This window comes from Kribbella sp. C-35 (assembly GCF_046549195.1).
Lineage (GTDB): Bacteria > Actinomycetota > Actinomycetes > Propionibacteriales > Kribbellaceae > Kribbella.
Map to the genome: position 1 here is coordinate 225523 of NZ_JAJPWG010000002.1, position 18834 is coordinate 244356.

The window sequence follows — 18834 nt, forward strand, 5'->3', positions numbered from 1 at the left end:
CTTGATGGAGAACGAATGAGCACCCTGCTACGCGTCGACGCCAGCATCCGGCTGGACGGCTCGGTGTCCCGCGCCCTCGCGGACAGCGCAGAAGCCGCCTGGAAGGCTGAGCACCCGGACGGTGTCGTGGTACGGCGTGACCTCGGTCAGCACCCGCTGCCCGCCACCGTGTGGCCGACCCTGGCCGCGGCCCAGGTAGGCCAGGAGCCGGTCGCCGAGTCTGACCGGATGCCGCTCGCCGAGGCCCAGGCGATCGCCGACGAACTCAAGGCGGAGATCGTGAGCGCCGACGCGGTCCTGCTCGCCGTACCGATGTACAACTACGGCATCGCGCAGCACGTGAAGACGTGGATCGACCTGCTGGTGATCGACAAGGACCTCGCCTTCGGCTCGCGCCCGCTGGCCGGGCGGCCGGCGATCTTCGCGCTCGCCCGCGGCGGGGGCTACGGGCCGGGCTCGCCGAAGCACGGCTGGGACCACGCCACGCCGTACCTGGAGCGCATCTTCGGCGACGTCTTCGGGATGAACCTCCGGACCGCCGCCGCGGAGCTCACCCTCGCCCCGGTCACCCCGGGCATGGAAGAGCTGATCGGCGCCTCCAAGGTGTCGGAGTCCGAGGCGCACGTGGAGGCCGAGAACCACGGAACCGTCGTCGCCCGCGAACTCATCGGCGGCCAGGCAGCCTGACCGACCGAACCTCCAGCACTACACAATGGCCCATCGGCGAGCAGGCTGAGCGTGGGCGGGCCGTTGTCAGGCCGATTGTGGAGTGCTGGAGGTCCGCGACCACGTCGACAAGTTCACCGACAACGTGACGAGCACCGGCTCTGGCAGTATGCCAATCCGCTGCAGCAGCTCGCGGTAGTCCAGGTGGCGCGCGCTCGGCGTCATCAGTACCAGCTGCTCGACGGCCGACCGGTCGAGGCGCATCGTCTCCTCGACCAGCTCGGTGCCGACGCGCTCGAACTCCCCCGCCAGCGACTCCTCCAGCCGGCGTTCCTTCTGCTCGTCGACCCTGACCATCCCCAGTACGCCGACGAGCTCGCCGAGGTGCTGCTGGTTCGGCGTGACGACGAGCAGCCGGCCGTCGGGCGCGAGTACGCGGGCCATCTCGGCGGCGTTGCGTGGGGCGAACACGTTCAGCAGCAGGTTCGCCGACCCGTCCATCAACGGCAGTTCACGCCACGCGTCGCACACCACGGAGGCGATCCGTGGGTCCGCCCGGGCCGCGCGACGGGCGGCGTACTTCGACACGTCCAACGCGATCCCGCGGCGGTTCGGGGACAGGCCTAGGACACCGGACAGGTAGTAGGCGGTGCCGGCGCCGACCTCGACGACCAGGTCGTCGTCGCCCAGCCCGGCCTGCAGGATCAGCGCGTCGCGGATCGGTCCGTAGTGACCGGCGCCGAGGAAGACAGTGCGCGCGCCGACCATCGCGGCCGAGTCGCCCTCGATGCCGTTCGAGGCCGGGGGCAACAAGTTCAGGTAGCCCTGCTTGGCCAGGTCGTACGCGTGCCCGCGCGGGCAGCGCGCCGTACGGTCGTCCAGCGCCAGCCGGTCAGCACACACCGGACAGCGCAGGACGGCCACTAGGTCTGCTTCCACGGGACCTTAGGTTATGTCGCGGCTGGTGATCCTCGCCCAGGCGGCGGCGTAGAAGACGACCAGGTAGCCGCCTTGGAGGAGCAGGTTGCGGCCTATCTCGTGCCAGTACGGCGGGTCGCGGAGCAGGTCGGCGAACGACTGCCAGCGGTAGATCAGCAGCCACGGGTGGATCGCGTGCAGCTGCGGGATCGCGGTCAGGATGCCGAGCACGATGAACGTTCCGAACGTCGCCGCCATCGCGGCCAGTGGGGTGGAGGTGAGCGACGAGACGAACAGGCCGATGCCGGCGAGCCCGAGCAGCGACAGCGAGATCACGACGGCGATCCCGAGCGCGCGGAGCAGGCCTTCGCCGAGCGAGACGGTCGAGCCGGAGAGCAGCAGGACGTCGCCGACCGGGAACAGGATGAAGCCGACGATCAGGCCGGAGATCCAGATCGTCATCGTCGCGGCCAGGCAGAAGATCGCGAGGGCGACCATCTTGGCGGCGAGCAGCCGGGATCGGCCGGCCGGTGCGGTGAGCAGGTTGCGCAGGGTGCCGAGGCTGGCCTCGCCGGCCAGCGACTCTCCCGAGATCACGGTCACCGCGGTCGGCAGGAAGAACGGCAGCGACAGGCCGAGGCTGGCGACGATCAGGAACAGCCCGTTCCCGGCGATCTGCCCGATGAACCCCTCGGCGCCGCTGTCCGAGCCGGCGATCTTGACCGCAACCCCGATCAGCACCGGCACGGCGGCCAGCACCCCAAGCCCCACCTGAGTCCGGGCCCGCCCGAACACCAACCGCAACTCAGAGATGAAGAGCGCGAGCGTATGCCGCCCCGCACTCGGCCGTTGTGCATCAACCAACACCTCGGTTGATGTTTCACTCTGCGACATCGAAGCCCTCCCCGGTGAGTGCTACGAAGGCGTCTTCCAGGCTGGGGCGTTCGAGGCCGAAGCCGTGGATGCGTACGTCGGCCGCGACCAGAGCCGCGGCGAACTTCTCGATCGGGAGCTCGCCGGGATCTCCCTCGACGGTCTCACCTGTTGTTTTCAGATCTGTCACGCCCAGACCTTGCAGCGTCTCGGCCGCCGTCCCGGCATCCGGCGTACGCACGACCAGCCGTGGCCGGAGTTCGGCGCGCAGGTCCTCGACTGTCGACTGCCGGAGCAGCTTCCCGCGGCTCATCACGGCCGCGTGCGTGCAGACCTGCTCGACCTCGGCGAGCAGATGGGTCGACGTGAACACCGTCGTACCGTCGCTCGCCAGCTCCTGGATCAGGTGCCGGACTTCGCGGGTGCCCTGTGGGTCGAGACCGTTCGTCGGCTCGTCCAGCACGAGCAGTTCGCGCCGCTGCATCAACGCGACCGCGATCGCGAGCCGCTGACGCATACCGAGCGAGTACGCGCGAACCTTCTTACCGGCCGCGTTCGACAACCCGACCCGCTCGAGCGCTTCACCGGCGCGCGCCTTCCGCGTCTTCGGGTCAGCGGTGCGGTCAGCCGCGTCGAATCGCAGCAGGTTCGCCTGGCCGGTCCAGAACGGGTAGAACGCCGGCCCTTCGACCAGTGCGCCGACCCGGGGCAGAACCCGCAGGTGCGCCTTCGGCATCGGCTCGCCGAGCAGCTCGACCTCGCCGGACGTCGGCGCGATCAGGCCGAGCAGCATCCGGATCGTCGTCGTCTTCCCCGACCCGTTCGGGCCGAGGAAGCCGAACACACTGCCGGCCGGCACCTCCAGGTCGACCGCGTCCACCGCGACCTGTCCGCCGTGGAACCGTTTGGTCAGCCCGTGGGTGACGACCGGCGCGCTCGTCATCTGGCTGTTCAGCGGGGGGCCTTCGCTGCGGCGGCCTGCAGGGTGTCCGGGGTGACCAGGCCGACGAAGACCCGTCCGTCGTCGGTGATCAGCGCGCTCACCATCTTGCTGGTCAGCACCTTGCCCGTGCCCCACGTGCCCGACACGGTCGGCGCCTTCGCGAGCAGCTGCGCGAGCGGCCCGTTCCCGGTCAGCTGGCCGGTCTGCGCACCGCGGATCATCGCGACGCTCTCCCAGCCCTCGCCGATCACGGTCGGCTCGTCCGCCTTCGCCGTACCAGGCTTCGTCTGCTTCGGCTCAACCTGCTTGGGCTCGATCTGCTTCGGGGCGACCCGCTTCGGCCGGTCCTGCGACGGCACCTTCTCGTCCGTGACCTTCACACCCTTCGGCGGGGTGAAGGTGAACGTGCTCGCGGCCGGTACGTCGAACGACACCGAGCTGAACCCCACCTCGACGGCCGGGTCGTTGCCGGTTCGCGGCATCACCGTCACGTCCAGCGGGACCCAGGTCTTGGAGTCGATCGCCAGCGTCACGGACCCGACGGTCGTCTTGTCGGTCTTCGGCACCAGGCGCAGCTTGTACGCATCGCGGCCGGCGACCTTCTCGGTACCGCTGACCTCGACCTTGGTGGTCGGGTCGATCGCGTCGAGGAACTGCTTGGCGACGGCCTGCGGGTCGTACGACGGCACCGCCTTCTCCGGCTTTGCGTTCTTGTGCTCGGGCACCGTCAGCTTCACGGCCTCGCGCCTGGACGAGTCGTACGCCCACGCGGACTTGCCGTCGGTGGTCCAGACCCGCTCGGCCTGGTTGTCGAGCACCGAGACCCGTGCCTTGTCCGGGCTCGCGAACGCGACCCGCGCGGTGTGCTGACCGCTCAGCATCTCGGTCAGCTGCTCACTACCGGCCGGCGCGCCAGGGATGGCCGGCAGGCCCAGGTCCGCGTCCGAGCGGACCGTGCCGCTCAGGCCGTCGACCTTCGCCGTCTGCACCTTCGCGAGCAGATCCTGCGCGGAGATGCCGGGCAGCTTCGGCGAGGCATCCGCGACCACTGGTCCGAGTGCCCCCACCCCTGCTACCACCGCGACTGCCGTGACCGGAACCAACCACCGTCGACTGCGCTGTGCTACGCCCATGGATACAGCCTCGCACTGGGCCGGACCGGATCCAAGCCCACTCAGGGTAGGTTCACCCGAAAGAGTGAGCCCGGCGTACGACCGTGGTCGTACGCCGACGACTCAGCGAGACTGCAGTGCGTCCAGGGCGACCGTCATCGCGGCGGCGACCCGGAAGTCGAGGCGCTCGTCCTGGACGGTGATCCGGTAGCGATCCCGGACCGACATCTTCCGCTCCACCGACAGCACCGGCTTGCCGGAGCCGTCCTCGGTGAAGTCGAAATGGAAGATGAACGGCAGCGGGATCTCCCCGATGAACGGGACGAACTCCCAGACCCGGCGGACGACGGCGATGGTCGGGTTCCGCTCGGTCCCGTACGCGTGGACCTCGCCGTTCGCCAACTGCCAGCTCGATCGGAGCAGGCTCTTGGCGAACTCCTTCTTGAAACTGCCGATCGGCTGCCCGTCGGCGTCGAACACGTCGTACCCGGAACCCAGGTCGACCACCGAGCGCGCCTTGAACGAGAACACCGGCTGGGTCTTCGTGTCGTCGGTGTAGAACGTCACCTGCTCCTTGAACGCCATCCGCTTCTGCTGCGCGAACGCGAGCAGCGCCCCGTCGGTACCGTCCGGGTTGGTGGCGATCAGCTCGTACTTGTTCGCCATCAACGTCACACGCTGCTTCATGGAGAACGCGGGCACGTACATAGGTGCGGTCATGCGGAGGAGTGTGTCAGACCACAGGCCGACGCACCGACCTGCAGACCGCGAGCGAGCGCCTTGGCACGTTCCGAGTTCGCAGCCAGCTGTACGGCGAGATGGCCGACGCCCTGGAGCGCGAGGTCACGCGCGATCTCGACGCCGAACTCGACCGCCTCGGCGGGCGTGCGCGCCGGCCGCCACAGCACCCCGAAGTCCGCCGGCGGGCGGTCTGCTCGTAGATCGACGATCAGTGCATCGGCCTGTCCCAGCTGCGTGACGTCGCCGCCGACGATCACGTGGACCCGCTGACCAGTTGCCGGTACGGCGTTCTGCGCAGCCTGCAAGGCGTCGTCGACGATCGAGGTGTCGCGGCGGCCCCATTCCTCGTGGTGGATCGCCCACGAGAGCGGGCGCCGCTTCGCCCATCCGGAACGCACGAGTTCGGGCGCCGCGGCGAACTCGTCGACGTACCCGACGCAGAGGTAGCCGACCAGTTCGATATGCGCGGGCAGGTCGAGGACCGCGGCGACCTCGTGTGGTGCGAAGAACGAGACCCAGCCGACGCCGAGGCCTTCGGCGCGGGCGGCGAGCCAGAGGTTCTGGATCGCGATCGCCGCGGAGAACATGGTCGTCCGCGGATCCGCGTGCCGGCCGAGGACATGCCGGCCGCCGCGGCCGGGGTCGCAGGTCACCGCGAGGTTCAGCGGGGTGTCGAGGATCGCCTCGATCTTGAGTCCGTCGAACGCGGCGCGGCGGTCCTCCGGGAGGGACGCGGCGAACGCGTCCCGTTGCGCGGTCGCGAGATCGTGCACCTTGCGGCGGGTCGCGAGGTCGCGGATCACCAGGAAGTCCCACGGCTGGCTCAGCCCGACACTCGGCGCCCGATGCGCCGCCTCCAGCACCCGCCCGAGCGTCACGTCGTCGACCGGCAGCTCCAGGAACCCCCGCCGTACGTCCCGCCGCTCAGCAATCACCCGCTGCACAACCTCCCGATCCCGCACGCCATACCCAGCCGCCCGCTGCACACCGATTGCGATGGTGGCATTCGGGGTTTGGCGTTTCGGGATGAGGAGTTGGGCGCCGGTGGCGAGGACGGCTGCTTCGGCGACGCTCGGGGTTCCTTTGAGCTGCTCGACCTGCTCGCTCGGGGTCGGCACCGGCTGGTTGGCGAGTTCTTCGTTCGAGAAGGTGCGGAGGTCCGCACCCAGCTGCGCGACCAGCTCTTGCAGCGCGGGCTCGTGCTCCTTGCCGGTGATCGTGACGACCAGCCGGACCTCGCCCGCGAGTTCGTGCAGGGCTGTTGTGACGAGGTCGTGCAGCTCGGCGTACGGCGTACCGGTGCGGAGTCCGACGCCGACGACCAGGTTCACCGGGCACGCTCGCGGGCGGCTGCGACCAGGCGGGCGGGGACGTCCGGGGTGGCGGTCCAGTGCAGGTGCAGGTACGACGCGTGGACGTGCGGGAGCGTGATTCCTTCGACGCCGCCGGGGAGATGCCAGGCCGGTTGTACGTCGGTGTCGAGGTCGACCGTGGTGCGGTGGAACTCGTGGCCGCGCACCCGGCGGCCTTCGTCGAAGAACGCGGTGCTGGTCGCGGCGATCGCCGTACGGTAGCCGAGGGTGAGGCGGCTGGTCATGCGGGCGGTCGCGGGGAGTACGCCGGTCATCGGGTGGCCGTCGAGTTCGCGGCAGAGGTAGAGCAGGCCGGCGCATTCGGCGATCACCGGGAGCCCGTCGGCGACCGCGGCGGCAACTTGTTTGCGCAGCTCGACATTCGCGGAAAGCGCCTCGGCGTGCAACTCCGGGAAGCCGCCCCCGAGGTACAGCGCCGCGGTTGCCTCAGGCAACTGATCGACGAGTGGGTCGAAAGTGACGACATCCGCACCGGCGGCGGTGAGCAGCTCAGTCGTCTCCGTGTAATGGAAGGAAAACACCGGCCCCGCCGCAACGGCAACCACCGGCCGCGCTCCCACATCTGCACTCGACTGTGGTGCTTCAGGAGTCCAGGGGGTGGTTTGGTGGGGCGTGGCGGAGTGGGCTGCTGCTGTTACCGCTTGGAGGTCTACGCCTTGGCGGACCAGTTCTGCCGCGGCGTCTACGGCTTGTTCGGCTTGGGTTTGTTGTTCGTTGGCGGGAATCAGGCCTAGGTGGCGGCTGGGGACTGTCAGGCGGGCGTCGCGACGCAGGACGCCGAGGACCGGTACGCCGGTCGGCGCGACCCCGGCTCGTACTTCGGCTTCGTGGCGATCCGAACCCACCTTGTTCAGGATCACCCCGACGATGCGGATCTCGGTGTCGAAGGCAACGAAACCTTGGACGACGGCGCCGACGCTCCGGCCGGCCGCCGACGCGTCGACGACCAGCACCACAGGTGCCTTCAGCAACTTCGCGACGTGGGCCGTCGAGGAGAAACCTTCCGTTCCGAGCGCACCGTCGTACAGCCCCATCACGCCCTCGACCACCGCCAGGTCCGCACCCTCGCAACCGTGCGCGAACAGCGGTCCGACCAGTTCCTCCCCCGACAGCATCGGATCGAGGTTCCGCCCCGGCCGCCCGGTCGCGACCGCGTGGAACCCGGGATCGATGTAGTCCGGCCCCACCTTGAACCCGGCCACCACCTGCCCGGCCCGCCGCAGCGCCGCCATCAACCCGACGGCGACGGTGGTCTTACCCGCACCGGAGGACGGCGCCGCAACCACCACCCGCGGAATCACCACTCGATGCCCTTCTGGCCCTTCTGTCCCGCGTCCATCGGGTGCTTGAGCTTCGTCATCTGGGTGGCGAGGTCGGCGGCCTCGAGGAGCTTCGGGTGGGCGTCGCGGCCGGTGATCACGACGTACTGGTGGCCGGGACGGTTGACGAGCGTGTCGACGACCTCGTCCACGTCGACCCAGCCCCACTTCATCGGATACGTGAACTCGTCGAGCACATACAGGTCATGGGTCTCGGCGCCCAGGCGGCGCTGGATCTCGCGCCAGCCCTCGACCGCGTCGGCAGCGTGGTCCTCCTCGGTGCCGGCCTTGCGGGACCAGCTCCAGCCCTCGCCCATCTTGTGCCACTCGACCGGCCCGCCCTCACCCGTCGCTTCGTGCAGCCGGCCGAGCGCCTTGAACGCGCTCTCCTCGCCGACCTTCCACTTCGCACTCTTCACGAACTGGAAGACCCCTAGGTTCCAGCCCTGGTTCCAGGCCCGCAGCGCCATCCCGAACGCCGCCGTCGACTTCCCCTTCATCTCACCGGTGTGAACCATCAGCAGCGGACGGTTGCGACGCTGGCGAGTGGTCAGGCCGTCTTCCGGTACGGCGACCGGCTGTCCCTTCGGCATCTCAGGCCGCCTTCCGCTCGGTCACCGTCCGGATGAGGTTGCCCGCGGCAACGTCTCCGAGGTCGAGGTACTCCGCTCCGAGGTCCGCGGCAAGCTCCGCGGAGAGTCCGAGCCGGATGCCGCGACGCGGCTCGCAGTCCACCACGACGGTCGCGATCCCGCGCTGCGCGAGCCATCCGGCGGCCTGGCGGGCGCGGGCGAACGCGTTGTCGCCATGAGTGGCGCGGCCGTCGGTCACGAGGACGAGGAGCGGGCGCCGGCGCGGGTCGCGGATCGCGGCGATCCGCAGTACCTCGGCCGCTTGCAGCAGCCCTTCGGCGAGCGGCGTACGGCCGCCGGTCGGGAGCGATTCGAGGCGTCGTACGGCGGTCTCGACGCTGCCCGTCGGCGGGAGCGCGACCGTCGCGGCGGCGCCGGCGAACGTGACGAGACCGACCGTGTCGCGGCGCTGGTACGCGTCGAGGAGAAGCGAGACGATCGCGGTCTTCACCTCACCCATCCGCCGCTTCGTCCCCATCGAACCGGAGGCGTCGACGCAGAACAGCACGAGGTTCCCCTCCCGCCCTTCCCGCACCGCAAGCCGCACGTCGTCCGGGCGCACCACCAGTCCTGGGCCGGTCCGCCCGCGAACTTTCTGGTACGGCGCCGCGTTGCGCATCGTCCCCAGCAGATGCGGCCGCCCCGCCTCGCGCCCGACCCGACCTCGATCCCCGACAACACGCCCCACCTCGGTGATCGCCCGCGACCGCCGCCCCGCGACACCGGCCCCAGCCACCTGAACGCTCAACAGCCGAGCCTTGTACGGCGCAGAACTCCCAGCAACGTCACCGCTCGGGGCCGAACCGGGCGCCGGCTGACCGACGGACTGCTCTTCGCTTTCGGAAGAACCACCCTCGGAAGAAGCAGAGCTGTCCACTCCCCCACCAGGTCCGCCGCTGGGGTCGTCCGGTCCGTCGTCGTCGGGGTCTTCCGGTGGGGTGCTGTTGTTGATGGCTTCTTCGAGTTGCTGGTCGTCGAGGCCGGGGGCGTCGAAGGGGTTTCGGCGGCGGCGGTGCGGGAGGGCCAGTTTGGCGGCGGCTCGGACGTCGTCGACCTCGACGACGGTGCGGCCGCACCACGCGGCGTGGGCGACCGCCGTACGGGCCGTGACCAGGTCGGCGCGCATCCCGTCGACGTCGAACGACGCGCAGATCTCCGCGATCTGGCGGAGTGCCGAGTCGGTCAGGATCACCTCGGTCAGCAGGTCGCGCGCCTTCACGATGCGTTCGGCGAGTTCCCGTTGCGCGCCGTCGTACCGGGCGACGAAGTTCTCCGGGCCGGCCTCGTACGTGAGCCGCGCGCGCATCACCTCCACGCGGACGGCGGGATCGCGGCTGGCGACCACGTCGACGGTCAGCCCGAACCGGTCGAGGAGCTGCGGCCGGAGCTCGCCCTCCTCGGGGTTCATCGTGCCGACGAGCACGAACCGCGCCGGGTGGGTGACCGAGACACCGTCCCGCTCGACGGTCGCGCGCCCCATCGCGGCGGCGTCGAGAAGCACGTCGACCAGGTGGTCGTGGAGCAGGTTGACCTCGTCGACGTACAGCAACCCGCGATGCGCCGCGGCGAGCAGACCAGGTTCGTACGCCGTGATGCCCTCGGCGAGCGCCTTCTCCAGATGCAACGACCCGAGCACCCGATCCTCAGTCGCCCCCACCGGCAACTCCACCAACCGAGCAGCCCGCACACCCCGCTCGCCCGCGTGCGGGCCGTCCGGGCAGGTCGGGTCCGGGTGGTCGGGGTCGCAGGAAAAGCGGCAGCCCGCGGCTACCTCCACGGGCGGGAGGATCTCGGTGAGGGCGCGGACGGCGGTCGACTTCGCCGTACCCTTCTCGCCGCGGATCAGCACGCCGCCGATGGCCGGCGAGATCGCCGCCAGGATCAGCGCGAGCTGGAGATCGTCCATCCCGACGATCGCGGTGAACGGGAACGAGTTCGACGGTCCGCTGAATGACGGAGCCCGCATCGGCGGTGGTCCCTTTCGTCGAGCGGGTGTCCACGCCCGCTGCGGCCGGTACGCCGACACACGATGATCGCGCGCCTGCGGACGGCCGCAGATGTCCTGGCTTCCGGGCCAGGGTGTTCTCCCTGGCTCCCGGTCACAGTGGCGGGACCGCCCCGGACTCCCAGCACACGAGCAGCGAGCTGGTCACCGGTGTTCCTCCACAACCGTCGGCCCGATCATGGCACATCGGCCGGCCGGCTTCGGTAGGGGCCGGTGCCGAGGCGGGCGCGAACCTCGCCGAAGTGCAGGTGGACAGCCTCTTCGGCCCGGTCGGCGTCACCGGAGTCGATCGCGTCGACGACGCGTTGATGCCGAGCCGCGGTTTCGCCGGGTGACCCGGCGACGGTCTCCAGGTCGGTCTCGACGGCCCGGTAGACGTCCCAGAACAGGCCGACCAGCTCGCGGGCCAGCGGGACGCCGGCCGCGTCGCAGATGTGTTCGTGGAACTCGCGGTCCGCGGCCGCCGCGTCCGGCCCGTCGACCCGCATCCGCTCGACACAGCCGGACAGCTTCTGCTGGAGTTCGCCGCCGCTGGTTCCGGCGGCACGGCGGGTCAGCTCGGTCTCGAGGATCTCGCGGATCTCGAGCAGTTCCCGCAGCCGCTCGGTGCTGCTGCCGGATCGGGTGCGGAACAGCAGCCAGGGGTGCAACGCCGCCGAGCTGGCCGAGCCGACGAAGGTTCCGTAGCCGTGCCGGATCTCGACGATCCCCAATGCCTGCAAGGCTTTCAGCGACTCCCGGACCGAGTTGCGGCTGACGCTGAAGTCGGCCATCAGCACGCTCTCCGGAGGCAGCGCGGCGCCGGGCTCCAGGTTGCGCTCGATGATCAGGTCGGCGATCGCATTAGCCAGCTCGTCACTGCGCTTCGGCCGGGTCACTGCCACGACGCACTCCTGCCCTCGGTTCGATCACGCGGTCCGTCCGGCATCTGCCACATGCTACGTCGCACTTTCCACGAGCCTGCGCCGGACACCGGCGAAGTGTCCGGCCATCGCGGTCGCGATCGCGGCCGGGTCCGCCGCGGCGATCGCCCGGTAGATCGCGCGGTGCTGCTCCAGGATCGCCAGCGGTGACTCCTGCGGTGGGGTCAGCTCTGGTTCGACCTGGTGGTAGGCGTCCCAGAAGGCGCCGAGCAGCCGGCTGACCAGCGTGTTGCCGAGCGGCTGGAACAGCACCTCGTGGAAGAGCCGGTCGACGGCCGGCGAGATCCGGCCGGTCCCGGCTTCGGCCGCCATCGTGTCGAGTACCCGGGCCAGCTCGTGCAGATCGGGTCGCTGTTTCCCGGCGATCATCCGCTGGGCCAGTCCGGACTCCAGGGCTTCACGGACCTCGGTCAGCTCGGCCAGGCCGCCGCGTCCGTCCCGCAGGGTGATCCTGGTGTGGAACGTCAGTTCGTCCACCAGCGCGCCGAGCGACATCGTGCCGACGTACATGCCGAGCCCACGGCGGACCTCGACGATGCCGACGGCCTGCAGGGCCTTGATCGCCTCGCGGACCGGGTTCCGGCCGACATTGAGCTGAGCGGCGAGCTCTGCCTCGGTCGGCAGCGCGTCGCCCGCGGACAGGCCGAGCCGCAGGATCAGGTTCTTGATCCGGTCCTGCACCTGCTGGGTCCCGCGGGGTGGTTGATCGGCCATCGGCGTCTCCTCCGGTCTTGACCGACCGGAGACAGACTCCTAAGGTCGGCACTCATAGGACGTAGGATGTCCCACAACCTACCTCCTGTGAAGCTCGACCACACCCCCTGCCGCTGGAGGCATCGTGAACCAAACAGGGTTCGACCGCCGCTCGTTCCTGAAGTACTCCGGTGCGCTCGGCGCAGCCGCGACGATCACTGGTGGATTGTCGGCCTGCAGCGGTGGCCCGGCCTCGACCGGAGCCGTCGGCGCCGGAGCGGACACCGGCCTGGTCACCGCGGTGATCGGGTACGGGAACAACCAGAGCTGGGACCCGACGATGACGGCGTCCGCCTTCACGATGGCGGCGATGCAGCACGTCTACGAGGGCCTGCTCGACACCGACCCGATCACCCGGCAGCCGTACGCCGCACTCGGCACGGAGGTGCCGTCCGACCTCAACGCCACCTCCTGGAAGTTCACCCTGCGGGACGGGGCGAAGTGGCACGACGGGCAGCCGGTCACCGCCGACGACGTCGTCTTCACCTTCCAGCGGATCCTCGACCCGAAGCTGAAGGTGCTCACCTACAACTTCTTCGCCGCCTGGCTGAAGGAGGTCAAGAAGGTCGACGACAAGTCCGTCGAGCTGGTCCTGAACTTCCCGTTCCCCGACGGCGCGCCCCGGCTGACCATCGCCAAGATCATGCCCAAGCACGTCTTCTCCCAGGCCGGCGCCTGGGATCTGGCCAAGAACGGCAAGGCGGTCGGGTCCGGACCGTACAAGCAGGTCTCGCACCAGCCGAAGTCGAACACCACCTTCGAGGCCTTCGCGGACTACAACGGCCCGCGCCCGGCTGCGTTCAAGAAGATGAACTGGCTGAGCATCGTCGACTCCTCCGCCCGGGTCGCGAAGATCTCCGGCGGCAGTGCCGAGGCCCAGATCTCCGACAACATCCCGTACGCCAACATCGAGCAACTGAAGAGCTCGGGCCTCACGGTCGAGGGCGGCAAGGGGATGAACCACCTGTTCCTGATGTTCAACACCGCGACCAAGCCGTTCGACGACGTCCGGGTCCGGCAGGCGCTGTTCACCGCGATCGACACCCAGAAGATGATCGAGGTCGCGCTCAAGGGCCGCGGCAAGGCGAGTACGTCGTTCCTGAACGAGGAGAACCCGGCCTACGCGAAGGCGAAGACCGTCTACAGCTACGACCCGGCGAAGGCCAAGGCGCTGCTGGCCGAGGCCGGCGTGACGAACCTGTCGATCAACCTGCTCGCGGTGAACGTGAGCTGGATCGTCGACTGCCTGCCGACCATCGCCGCCTCCTGGAACGCCATCGGCGTGAAGACCACGCTGGAGCCGCAGGACACCGCCGCGGTGTTCACCAAGATGGACCAGCACGCCGACTACCAGGTGGTCGCGGCCGCGTCGAACCCGAACCAGTTCGGCGCCGACGCGGACCTGATCCTGCGCTACAACTACACGCAGGGCGGGTCCTGGATGAAGTACACGCGCTGGGAGAACAGTGCCGGCGCCAAGGTGATCTTCGCCAAGATGGACGAGGCCGTCCGGGCCACCGATGCGGACACCAGGCTCAAGCTGACCCACGAGTACCTCGACCTGGTCGCCGAGCAGGCGGTGCTGTATCCGGTCGTCCACACCGAACTGATGACGGCCTGGGACGGGAAGAAGCTCAGCGGGATCAAGGCGCTGCCCTATCCGGGGATCAACGTGCTGCAGGCGAAGCGGGCCTGAGGTAGCCGACTGTGGCCGTCATCGTCCGAATGCTGGTTCGCCGGCTATTGCTGCTGGTCCCGTTGCTGCTCGGCATCATCGCGTTCGTCTTCCTGGTGATGCGGTTCTCCAACAACGATCCCGCGGTGGCGTACTTCCAGGGTGCCAACCCGACCGAGGAGCAGTTGCACATGTTCCGGCAGGAGAACGGCCTGCTGGACCCGCTGCCGGTGCGCTACCTGCACTTCGTCGGTGACCTCCTGCACGGCGACCTGGGCACCAGTGTGCTGACAAAGGCGCCGGTGCTGCAGTCGGTCACCACCGCGATGCCGCTGACGTTCCAGCTCACTCTGCTGGGACTGCTGATCGCCATGGTGCTGGCCTTGCTGCTCGGTGTCACCGCCGCGATCTTCCGGGACCGCTGGCCGGACCAGGCGATCCGGCTGGTCTCGTTGATCGGCGTGGCCGCGCCGTCGTTCTGGCTCGCGCTGCTGATGATCCAGTACGCCGCGGTCGGCCGCGGCTGGTTTCCGCCGAGCGGCTATGTGAATCCGGCCGACGGGATCGCCCCGTGGCTGCGGACCATGACGCTGCCGGCGTTGGCGCTGTCGTTGCCGGTGGCGGCTCAACTGACCCGGATCATTCGTACGTCGGTCGTCGAGGAACTGGACAAGGACTACGTCCGGACCGCCATCGGCAGCGGCCTGCCACCCGTGGTGGTCGTGGGACGGAATGTCCTGCGGAACGCGCTCATCAACCCGCTCACCGTGCTCGGCCTGCGGATCGGGTACCTGCTCGGCGGAGCTGTTGTGATCGAACAGATCTTCACTCTGCCGGGGATGGGCACGCTGATGATCAACGCCGTCCGCGACGGTGATCCGGCCGTGGTGCAAGGCGTCGTACTGACGATCGCGATCGGCTTCGTGGTGGTCAACCTCGTTGTCGACGTGCTGTACCTGCTGGTCAACCCGCGACTGAGGAGCGCCGCGTGATGCGTGCACGACTGGCCCGGCAGCTCTCCCGTCCGGGGATCAACTTCAAGCGGCTGCCACCGACTGCCTGGATCGCGGTCGCGGTCCTGGCGGTGGTGATCCTGGCCGCGATCCTGGCTCCGCTGCTGACGCCGTACGACATCCTCACGCAGGAGGACGCCGGCGGCGGGCCGTCGGGCGCGCACTGGTTCGGGCTGGACAGCGCGAACCGGGACATCTTCACCCGGCTCGTGTACGGCGCCCGGTGGTCGCTGATGATCGGCCTCGGCGCGACCGCGCTCGCACTGACCGCGGGCGCGATCATCGGAGCTGTCGCGGCCACGTCCCGGAAGGCGGTCGACGAGACCGTGATGCGGCTCCTCGACGTCGTGATGGCGTTCCCAGGAATCGCGCTCGCCGCCGTACTGGTCGCGGTGTTCGGCGGATCCATCCCGGTGCTCGTGATCGCGATCGCCTTCCTCTACACGCCGCCCGTGGCCAGGGTGGTCCGCGCCAACGTGCTCGCGCAGTACGGCGAGGACTATGTGGTCGCAGAGAAGATCATCGGCGCCCGGACCCCGCACATCCTGCTCCGGCACGTCGCGATCAACTGCGCCGCTCCGGTGCTGGTGTTCTGCACGGTGATGGTCGCCGACGCCATCGTCTTCGAGGCGTCGCTGTCCTTTATCGGGGCCGGGGTCCGTCCACCGGAGCCGTCCTGGGGCTCGGTGATTGCCGACGGCAAGAACATGGTGTTGCTGGGCGGCTGGTGGGCGACGGTGTTCCCGGGACTGCTGATCCTGATCACCGTGCTGTCGCTGAACATCCTGTCCGAGGCCGTCTCCGACGCCTGGGCGGCGCCGGGTGGACGCCGTACGACCCCCAAGAAGCAGGACAAGGACGCACTGGAGACCGCCCAGCCCGGTTCCGGGGAACTGGTCGAGCTTCCCGGTCTGGACCTGGCGGCGACGCGGCTGCGGGAACGAGCGCGGCCGTTGCCGGACGGCGAACCCGTGCTGTCCGTGCAGCAGTTGGCGATCGGCTTCGAGGGCCGGCACGACGGAGTCGACGTCGTCGACGGGATCAGCTTCGAGGTACGGCCGGGCGAGGTGCTCGGACTGGTCGGCGAGTCCGGCTGCGGCAAGTCGCTGACCGCGCTCACCGTGATGGGGCTGGAGCCGCGCGGCGCCCGGATCGGCGGCCGGATCCGGTTCGACGGCAAGGACCTGCTGAGTCTGCGGCGCTCCGAGCGGCGCCGGCTGCTCGGGCACGACATGGCCATGATCTACCAGGATGCGCTGTCCTCACTGAACCCGGCGATGACCATCAAGGCGCAGTTGAAGCAGGTGGTTCGCCGCGGCGGACGGCGTACTCCGGCAGAACTGCTGGAACTGGTCGGACTGGATCCCGAGCGGACCCTGACCAGCTACCCGCACGAACTGTCCGGTGGTCAGCGCCAGCGGGTCCTGATCGCGATGGCGCTGTCCCGGGAGCCGAAGCTGATCGTCGCCGACGAGCCGACCACGGCACTCGACGTCACCGTGCAGGCGCAGGTGATCCAGCTGCTGCTGCGGCTGCGCGCCGAACTCGGCTTCGCGCTGATCCTGGTATCGCACGACCTGGCACTGGTCGCCGACGTGACCGATCGGGTGGTGGTGATGTACGGCGGCCAGATCGTCGAGACCGGTGTCACGGCCGACCTGGTCGGCGAGCCCGCGCACCACTACGCCCGTGGCCTGCTCGGTTCGGTCCTGTCGCTGGAGTCCGGCGCGGCCCGGCTGACCCAGATCCGTGGCGTCGTACCCTCGCCGGCCGACTTCCCCGCCGGTTGCCGGTTCGCCGACCGATGCCCGATGGTCACCGACCTGTGCCGCGGCACCGCACCCGAGCTGACCGGCCGATCTTCGCAGCATCTGGTCGCTTGTCATCATCCGGCCGTTGTCCTCGAGCCGCTGGAGAAGGAGGCGCTGCGATGACAGAGACGGTGGTCGAGCTGTCGGACGTGCACGTCGTACACCGGGCCAGATCCGGTGGTGTCTTCAGCCGGGATCGGGTCTATGCGCTGACCGGGGCCGACCTGACCGTCGCCGCCGGTGAGACCGTCGGCGTGGTCGGCGAGTCCGGCTGTGGGAAGTCCACGCTGGCCAAGGTCCTGGTCGGCGTGCAGCGACCGACGGAGGGCACGGCCGCGTTCCGGGGCCGGGACATCTGGTCGATGAAACCGGCCGAACGCCGCGAGGCCATCGGCGCCGGGACCGGGATGATCTTCCAGGACCCGTCGACGGCACTGAATCGCCGGCTGCCCGTGCATCGGGTCCTGCGTGATCCGCTCGACGTGCACCATCGCGGCACCGTTGCCCAGCGCAACGAACGGGTCCGGGACCTGATGGCGTTGGTGGGTCTGCCCCGGAGCGTCGCCGATGCCCTGCCTGGCCAGTTGTCCGGCGGCCAGCGGCAACGCGTCGCGATCGCCCGGGCGCTGGCCCTCGAGCCGTCGCTGCTGGTCGCGGACGAGCCGACCAGTGCTCTGGACGTCTCCGTCCGGGCGCAGATCCTGAACCTGCTGCTGGACCTCAAGGAACGCCTCGGCCTGGCCATGGTGTTCGTCTCGCACGACATCCAGACAGTCCGCCGGATGAGTGACCGGGTGGTCACCATGTACCTCGGCCGGATCGTCGAGCAGGCACCGGCCGCCGGCATCGCCCGGCAGGCGCGGCATCCGTACACCCGCGCGCTGTTCTCGGCGACCCCCGGCCTGATCTCGCCGATCGACCCGATCCCGCTGGTCGGGCCGGTGCCGTCGGCCACCCGGCCGCCGAGCGGCTGCCCGTTCCGGACCCGCTGCTGGAAGGCCGACGACACCTGCTCCGGTGCGATGCCCGAGTTCGAGTCCGATACCGCCGACCCGGCGCACCTGTTCCGCTGCTATCACCCCGTGGTCGCGCGCGAGTCCACCGATGACCTGATCACCCAAGCATTGGAGCGTTCATGACCTTGCCCGCCCGCCTGACCGGTGTCATCCCACCCGTCTGTACGCCGTTCACGCCGGATCACCAGGTGGACACCGCATCTCTGGTCCGGCTGGTCGACCACCTGATCGACGGCGGCGTGAGCGGACTGTTCGTCCTCGGCTCCACCTCCGAGGTGGCGTACCTGCCGGACGGACACCGGCGGGTGGTGCTCGACACGGTGGTGGGCCATGCGGCAGGCCGGGTCCCGGTGCTGGCAGGTGTCATCGACATGGCGACCTTGCGGGTGATCGACCACGTCCGGACGGCGGTCGCGGCCGGTGTGGACGGCATTGTCGTCACCGCACCCTTCTACACCCGCACCCATCCGGCGGAGATCGACCAACACTTCCGGATGGTCGCGGCGGCCGCGGGACTCCCGGTGTTCGCCTACGACCTGCCGGTAGCGGTGCACTCCAAGCTCGGCGCCGACCTGCTGCTGCAGCTCGCGGCCGACGGCGTACTGGCAGGTCTGAAGGATTCCAGCGGCGACGAGGGCGGTCTGCGCAACGTCATCCTGCGAGCGCGCGACCGGGGTGACATCACCGACTTCAGTGTGCTCACGGGCTCCGAACTGACCGTCGACAACGCGCTGTGGATGGGAGCCGACGGAGTGGTCCCAGGGCTCGGCAACGTGGACCCTCACGGCTACGTCAAGCTCTTCGACCATGCGGCCGCGGGCGAGTGGGAGGACGCACGCGCCGAGCAGGAACGGCTGGTGCGTCTCTTCGAACTGATCGGGGTCGGCGACCCGGCCCGGATGGGCATGAGCTCCTCCGCCCTCGGAGCCTTCAAGGCAGCGCTGCAGCTGCGGGGCGTGATCGAGTACGGCGTGATGGCACCACCCCAGATCCCCTTGGACGCCGACGAGATCGCCCGGGTCGGGAAGTACCTGGTAGCAGCCGGCCTGCTCTGACCAGGC

17 protein-coding genes and 1 riboswitch are annotated in these 18834 nt (G+C 69.4%); of the genes, 6 read left to right on the forward strand and 11 right to left on the reverse strand.

Annotation, left to right across the window (positions count from 1 at the left end):
- The first annotated feature begins 15 nt into the window (after window positions 1–15).
- Window positions 16–687 carry an FMN-dependent NADH-azoreductase gene (locus ACLJOO_RS13805; RefSeq protein WP_410787398.1) on the forward strand — a complete coding sequence of 224 codons (672 nt, stop codon included), beginning with the start codon at window positions 16–18 and terminating at the stop codon, window positions 685–687.
- Between the two features lie 66 nt (window positions 688–753).
- Here the strand turns inward: ACLJOO_RS13805 and ACLJOO_RS13810 are convergent, their stop codons facing one another.
- The 11 genes from ACLJOO_RS13810 to ACLJOO_RS13860 all read right to left on the reverse strand — a co-directional run bounded on the left by ACLJOO_RS13810 (window position 754) and on the right by ACLJOO_RS13860 (window position 12219).
- The gene (locus ACLJOO_RS13810; RefSeq protein WP_410787399.1) at window positions 754–1605 is read right to left on the reverse strand and encodes a putative RNA methyltransferase; all 852 of its coding nucleotides are present in this window, start codon (window positions 1603–1605) and stop codon (window positions 754–756) included.
- A gap of 6 nt (window positions 1606–1611) precedes the next feature.
- Window positions 1612–2478 (reverse strand): ABC transporter permease, encoded by an 867-nt coding sequence (locus tag ACLJOO_RS13815; protein WP_410787400.1) that lies wholly within the window; start codon window positions 2476–2478, stop codon window positions 1612–1614.
- Window positions 2465–3400: an ATP-binding cassette domain-containing protein gene (locus tag ACLJOO_RS13820; RefSeq protein ID WP_410787402.1), complete on the reverse strand. Its 936-nt coding sequence runs from the start codon at window positions 3398–3400 to the stop codon at window positions 2465–2467. The genes ACLJOO_RS13815 and ACLJOO_RS13820 overlap by 14 nt, the downstream gene beginning before the upstream one ends.
- An 8-nt stretch (window positions 3401–3408) precedes the next feature.
- Window positions 3409–4533, reverse strand: a complete 1125-nt coding sequence (locus ACLJOO_RS13825; protein ID WP_410787403.1) for a LolA family protein — start codon at window positions 4531–4533, stop codon at window positions 3409–3411.
- 102 nt (window positions 4534–4635) lie between these two features.
- Window positions 4636–5232, reverse strand: a complete 597-nt coding sequence (locus tag ACLJOO_RS13830; protein ID WP_410787405.1) for a hypothetical protein — start codon at window positions 5230–5232, stop codon at window positions 4636–4638.
- Window positions 5229–6584, reverse strand: a complete 1356-nt coding sequence (gene bluB / locus ACLJOO_RS13835) for a 5,6-dimethylbenzimidazole synthase (protein WP_410787406.1) — start codon at window positions 6582–6584, stop codon at window positions 5229–5231. The genes ACLJOO_RS13830 and bluB overlap by 4 nt, the downstream gene beginning before the upstream one ends.
- A complete protein-coding gene (locus tag ACLJOO_RS13840) occupies window positions 6581–7930 on the reverse strand; it encodes a cobyrinate a,c-diamide synthase (protein WP_410787408.1) in 1350 nt (449 codons plus the stop codon). Before ACLJOO_RS13840 ends, bluB begins: the two co-directional genes overlap by 4 nt.
- Window positions 7924–8538, reverse strand: a complete 615-nt coding sequence (gene cobO, locus ACLJOO_RS13845; RefSeq protein ID WP_410787409.1) for a cob(I)yrinic acid a,c-diamide adenosyltransferase — start codon at window positions 8536–8538, stop codon at window positions 7924–7926. Before cobO ends, ACLJOO_RS13840 begins: the two co-directional genes overlap by 7 nt.
- Before the next feature lies 1 nt (window position 8539).
- On the reverse strand, window positions 8540–10543 hold the full coding sequence (locus ACLJOO_RS13850) for a magnesium chelatase subunit D family protein (RefSeq protein ID WP_410787410.1): 2004 nt from the start codon (window positions 10541–10543) through the stop codon (window positions 8540–8542).
- 92 nt (window positions 10544–10635) lie between these two features.
- Window positions 10636–10738: riboswitch (cobalamin riboswitch) on the reverse strand.
- Window positions 10739–10758: 20 nt separating this feature from the next.
- Entirely contained in the window at window positions 10759–11466 is a 708-nt protein-coding gene (locus tag ACLJOO_RS13855; RefSeq protein WP_410787411.1) for a FadR/GntR family transcriptional regulator, read from the reverse strand.
- Between the two features lie 54 nt (window positions 11467–11520).
- A complete protein-coding gene (locus ACLJOO_RS13860; protein ID WP_410787412.1) occupies window positions 11521–12219 on the reverse strand; it encodes a FadR/GntR family transcriptional regulator in 699 nt (232 codons plus the stop codon).
- 124 nt (window positions 12220–12343) lie between these two features.
- On the opposite strand from ACLJOO_RS13860, the gene ACLJOO_RS13865 reads away from it, so the two are divergent.
- From ACLJOO_RS13865 to ACLJOO_RS13885, 5 genes are read left to right on the forward strand one after another with little or no spacing between them, the layout of a single operon-like run.
- Window positions 12344–13954 (forward strand): ABC transporter substrate-binding protein, encoded by a 1611-nt coding sequence (locus ACLJOO_RS13865; protein ID WP_410787413.1) that lies wholly within the window; start codon window positions 12344–12346, stop codon window positions 13952–13954.
- A gap of 11 nt (window positions 13955–13965) precedes the next feature.
- Window positions 13966–14925, forward strand: a complete 960-nt coding sequence (locus tag ACLJOO_RS13870) for an ABC transporter permease (RefSeq protein ID WP_410787415.1) — start codon at window positions 13966–13968, stop codon at window positions 14923–14925.
- Window positions 14925–16880, forward strand: a complete 1956-nt coding sequence (locus tag ACLJOO_RS13875; RefSeq protein ID WP_410788670.1) for a dipeptide/oligopeptide/nickel ABC transporter permease/ATP-binding protein — start codon at window positions 14925–14927, stop codon at window positions 16878–16880. The genes ACLJOO_RS13870 and ACLJOO_RS13875 overlap by 1 nt, the downstream gene beginning before the upstream one ends.
- Window positions 16877–17896, forward strand: a complete 1020-nt coding sequence (locus ACLJOO_RS13880) for an oligopeptide/dipeptide ABC transporter ATP-binding protein (protein ID WP_410787416.1) — start codon at window positions 16877–16879, stop codon at window positions 17894–17896. Before ACLJOO_RS13875 ends, ACLJOO_RS13880 begins: the two co-directional genes overlap by 4 nt.
- Window positions 17893–18828 (forward strand): dihydrodipicolinate synthase family protein, encoded by a 936-nt coding sequence (locus tag ACLJOO_RS13885; RefSeq protein WP_410787417.1) that lies wholly within the window; start codon window positions 17893–17895, stop codon window positions 18826–18828. The genes ACLJOO_RS13880 and ACLJOO_RS13885 overlap by 4 nt, the downstream gene beginning before the upstream one ends.
- Window positions 18829–18834: the final 6 nt, after the last annotated feature.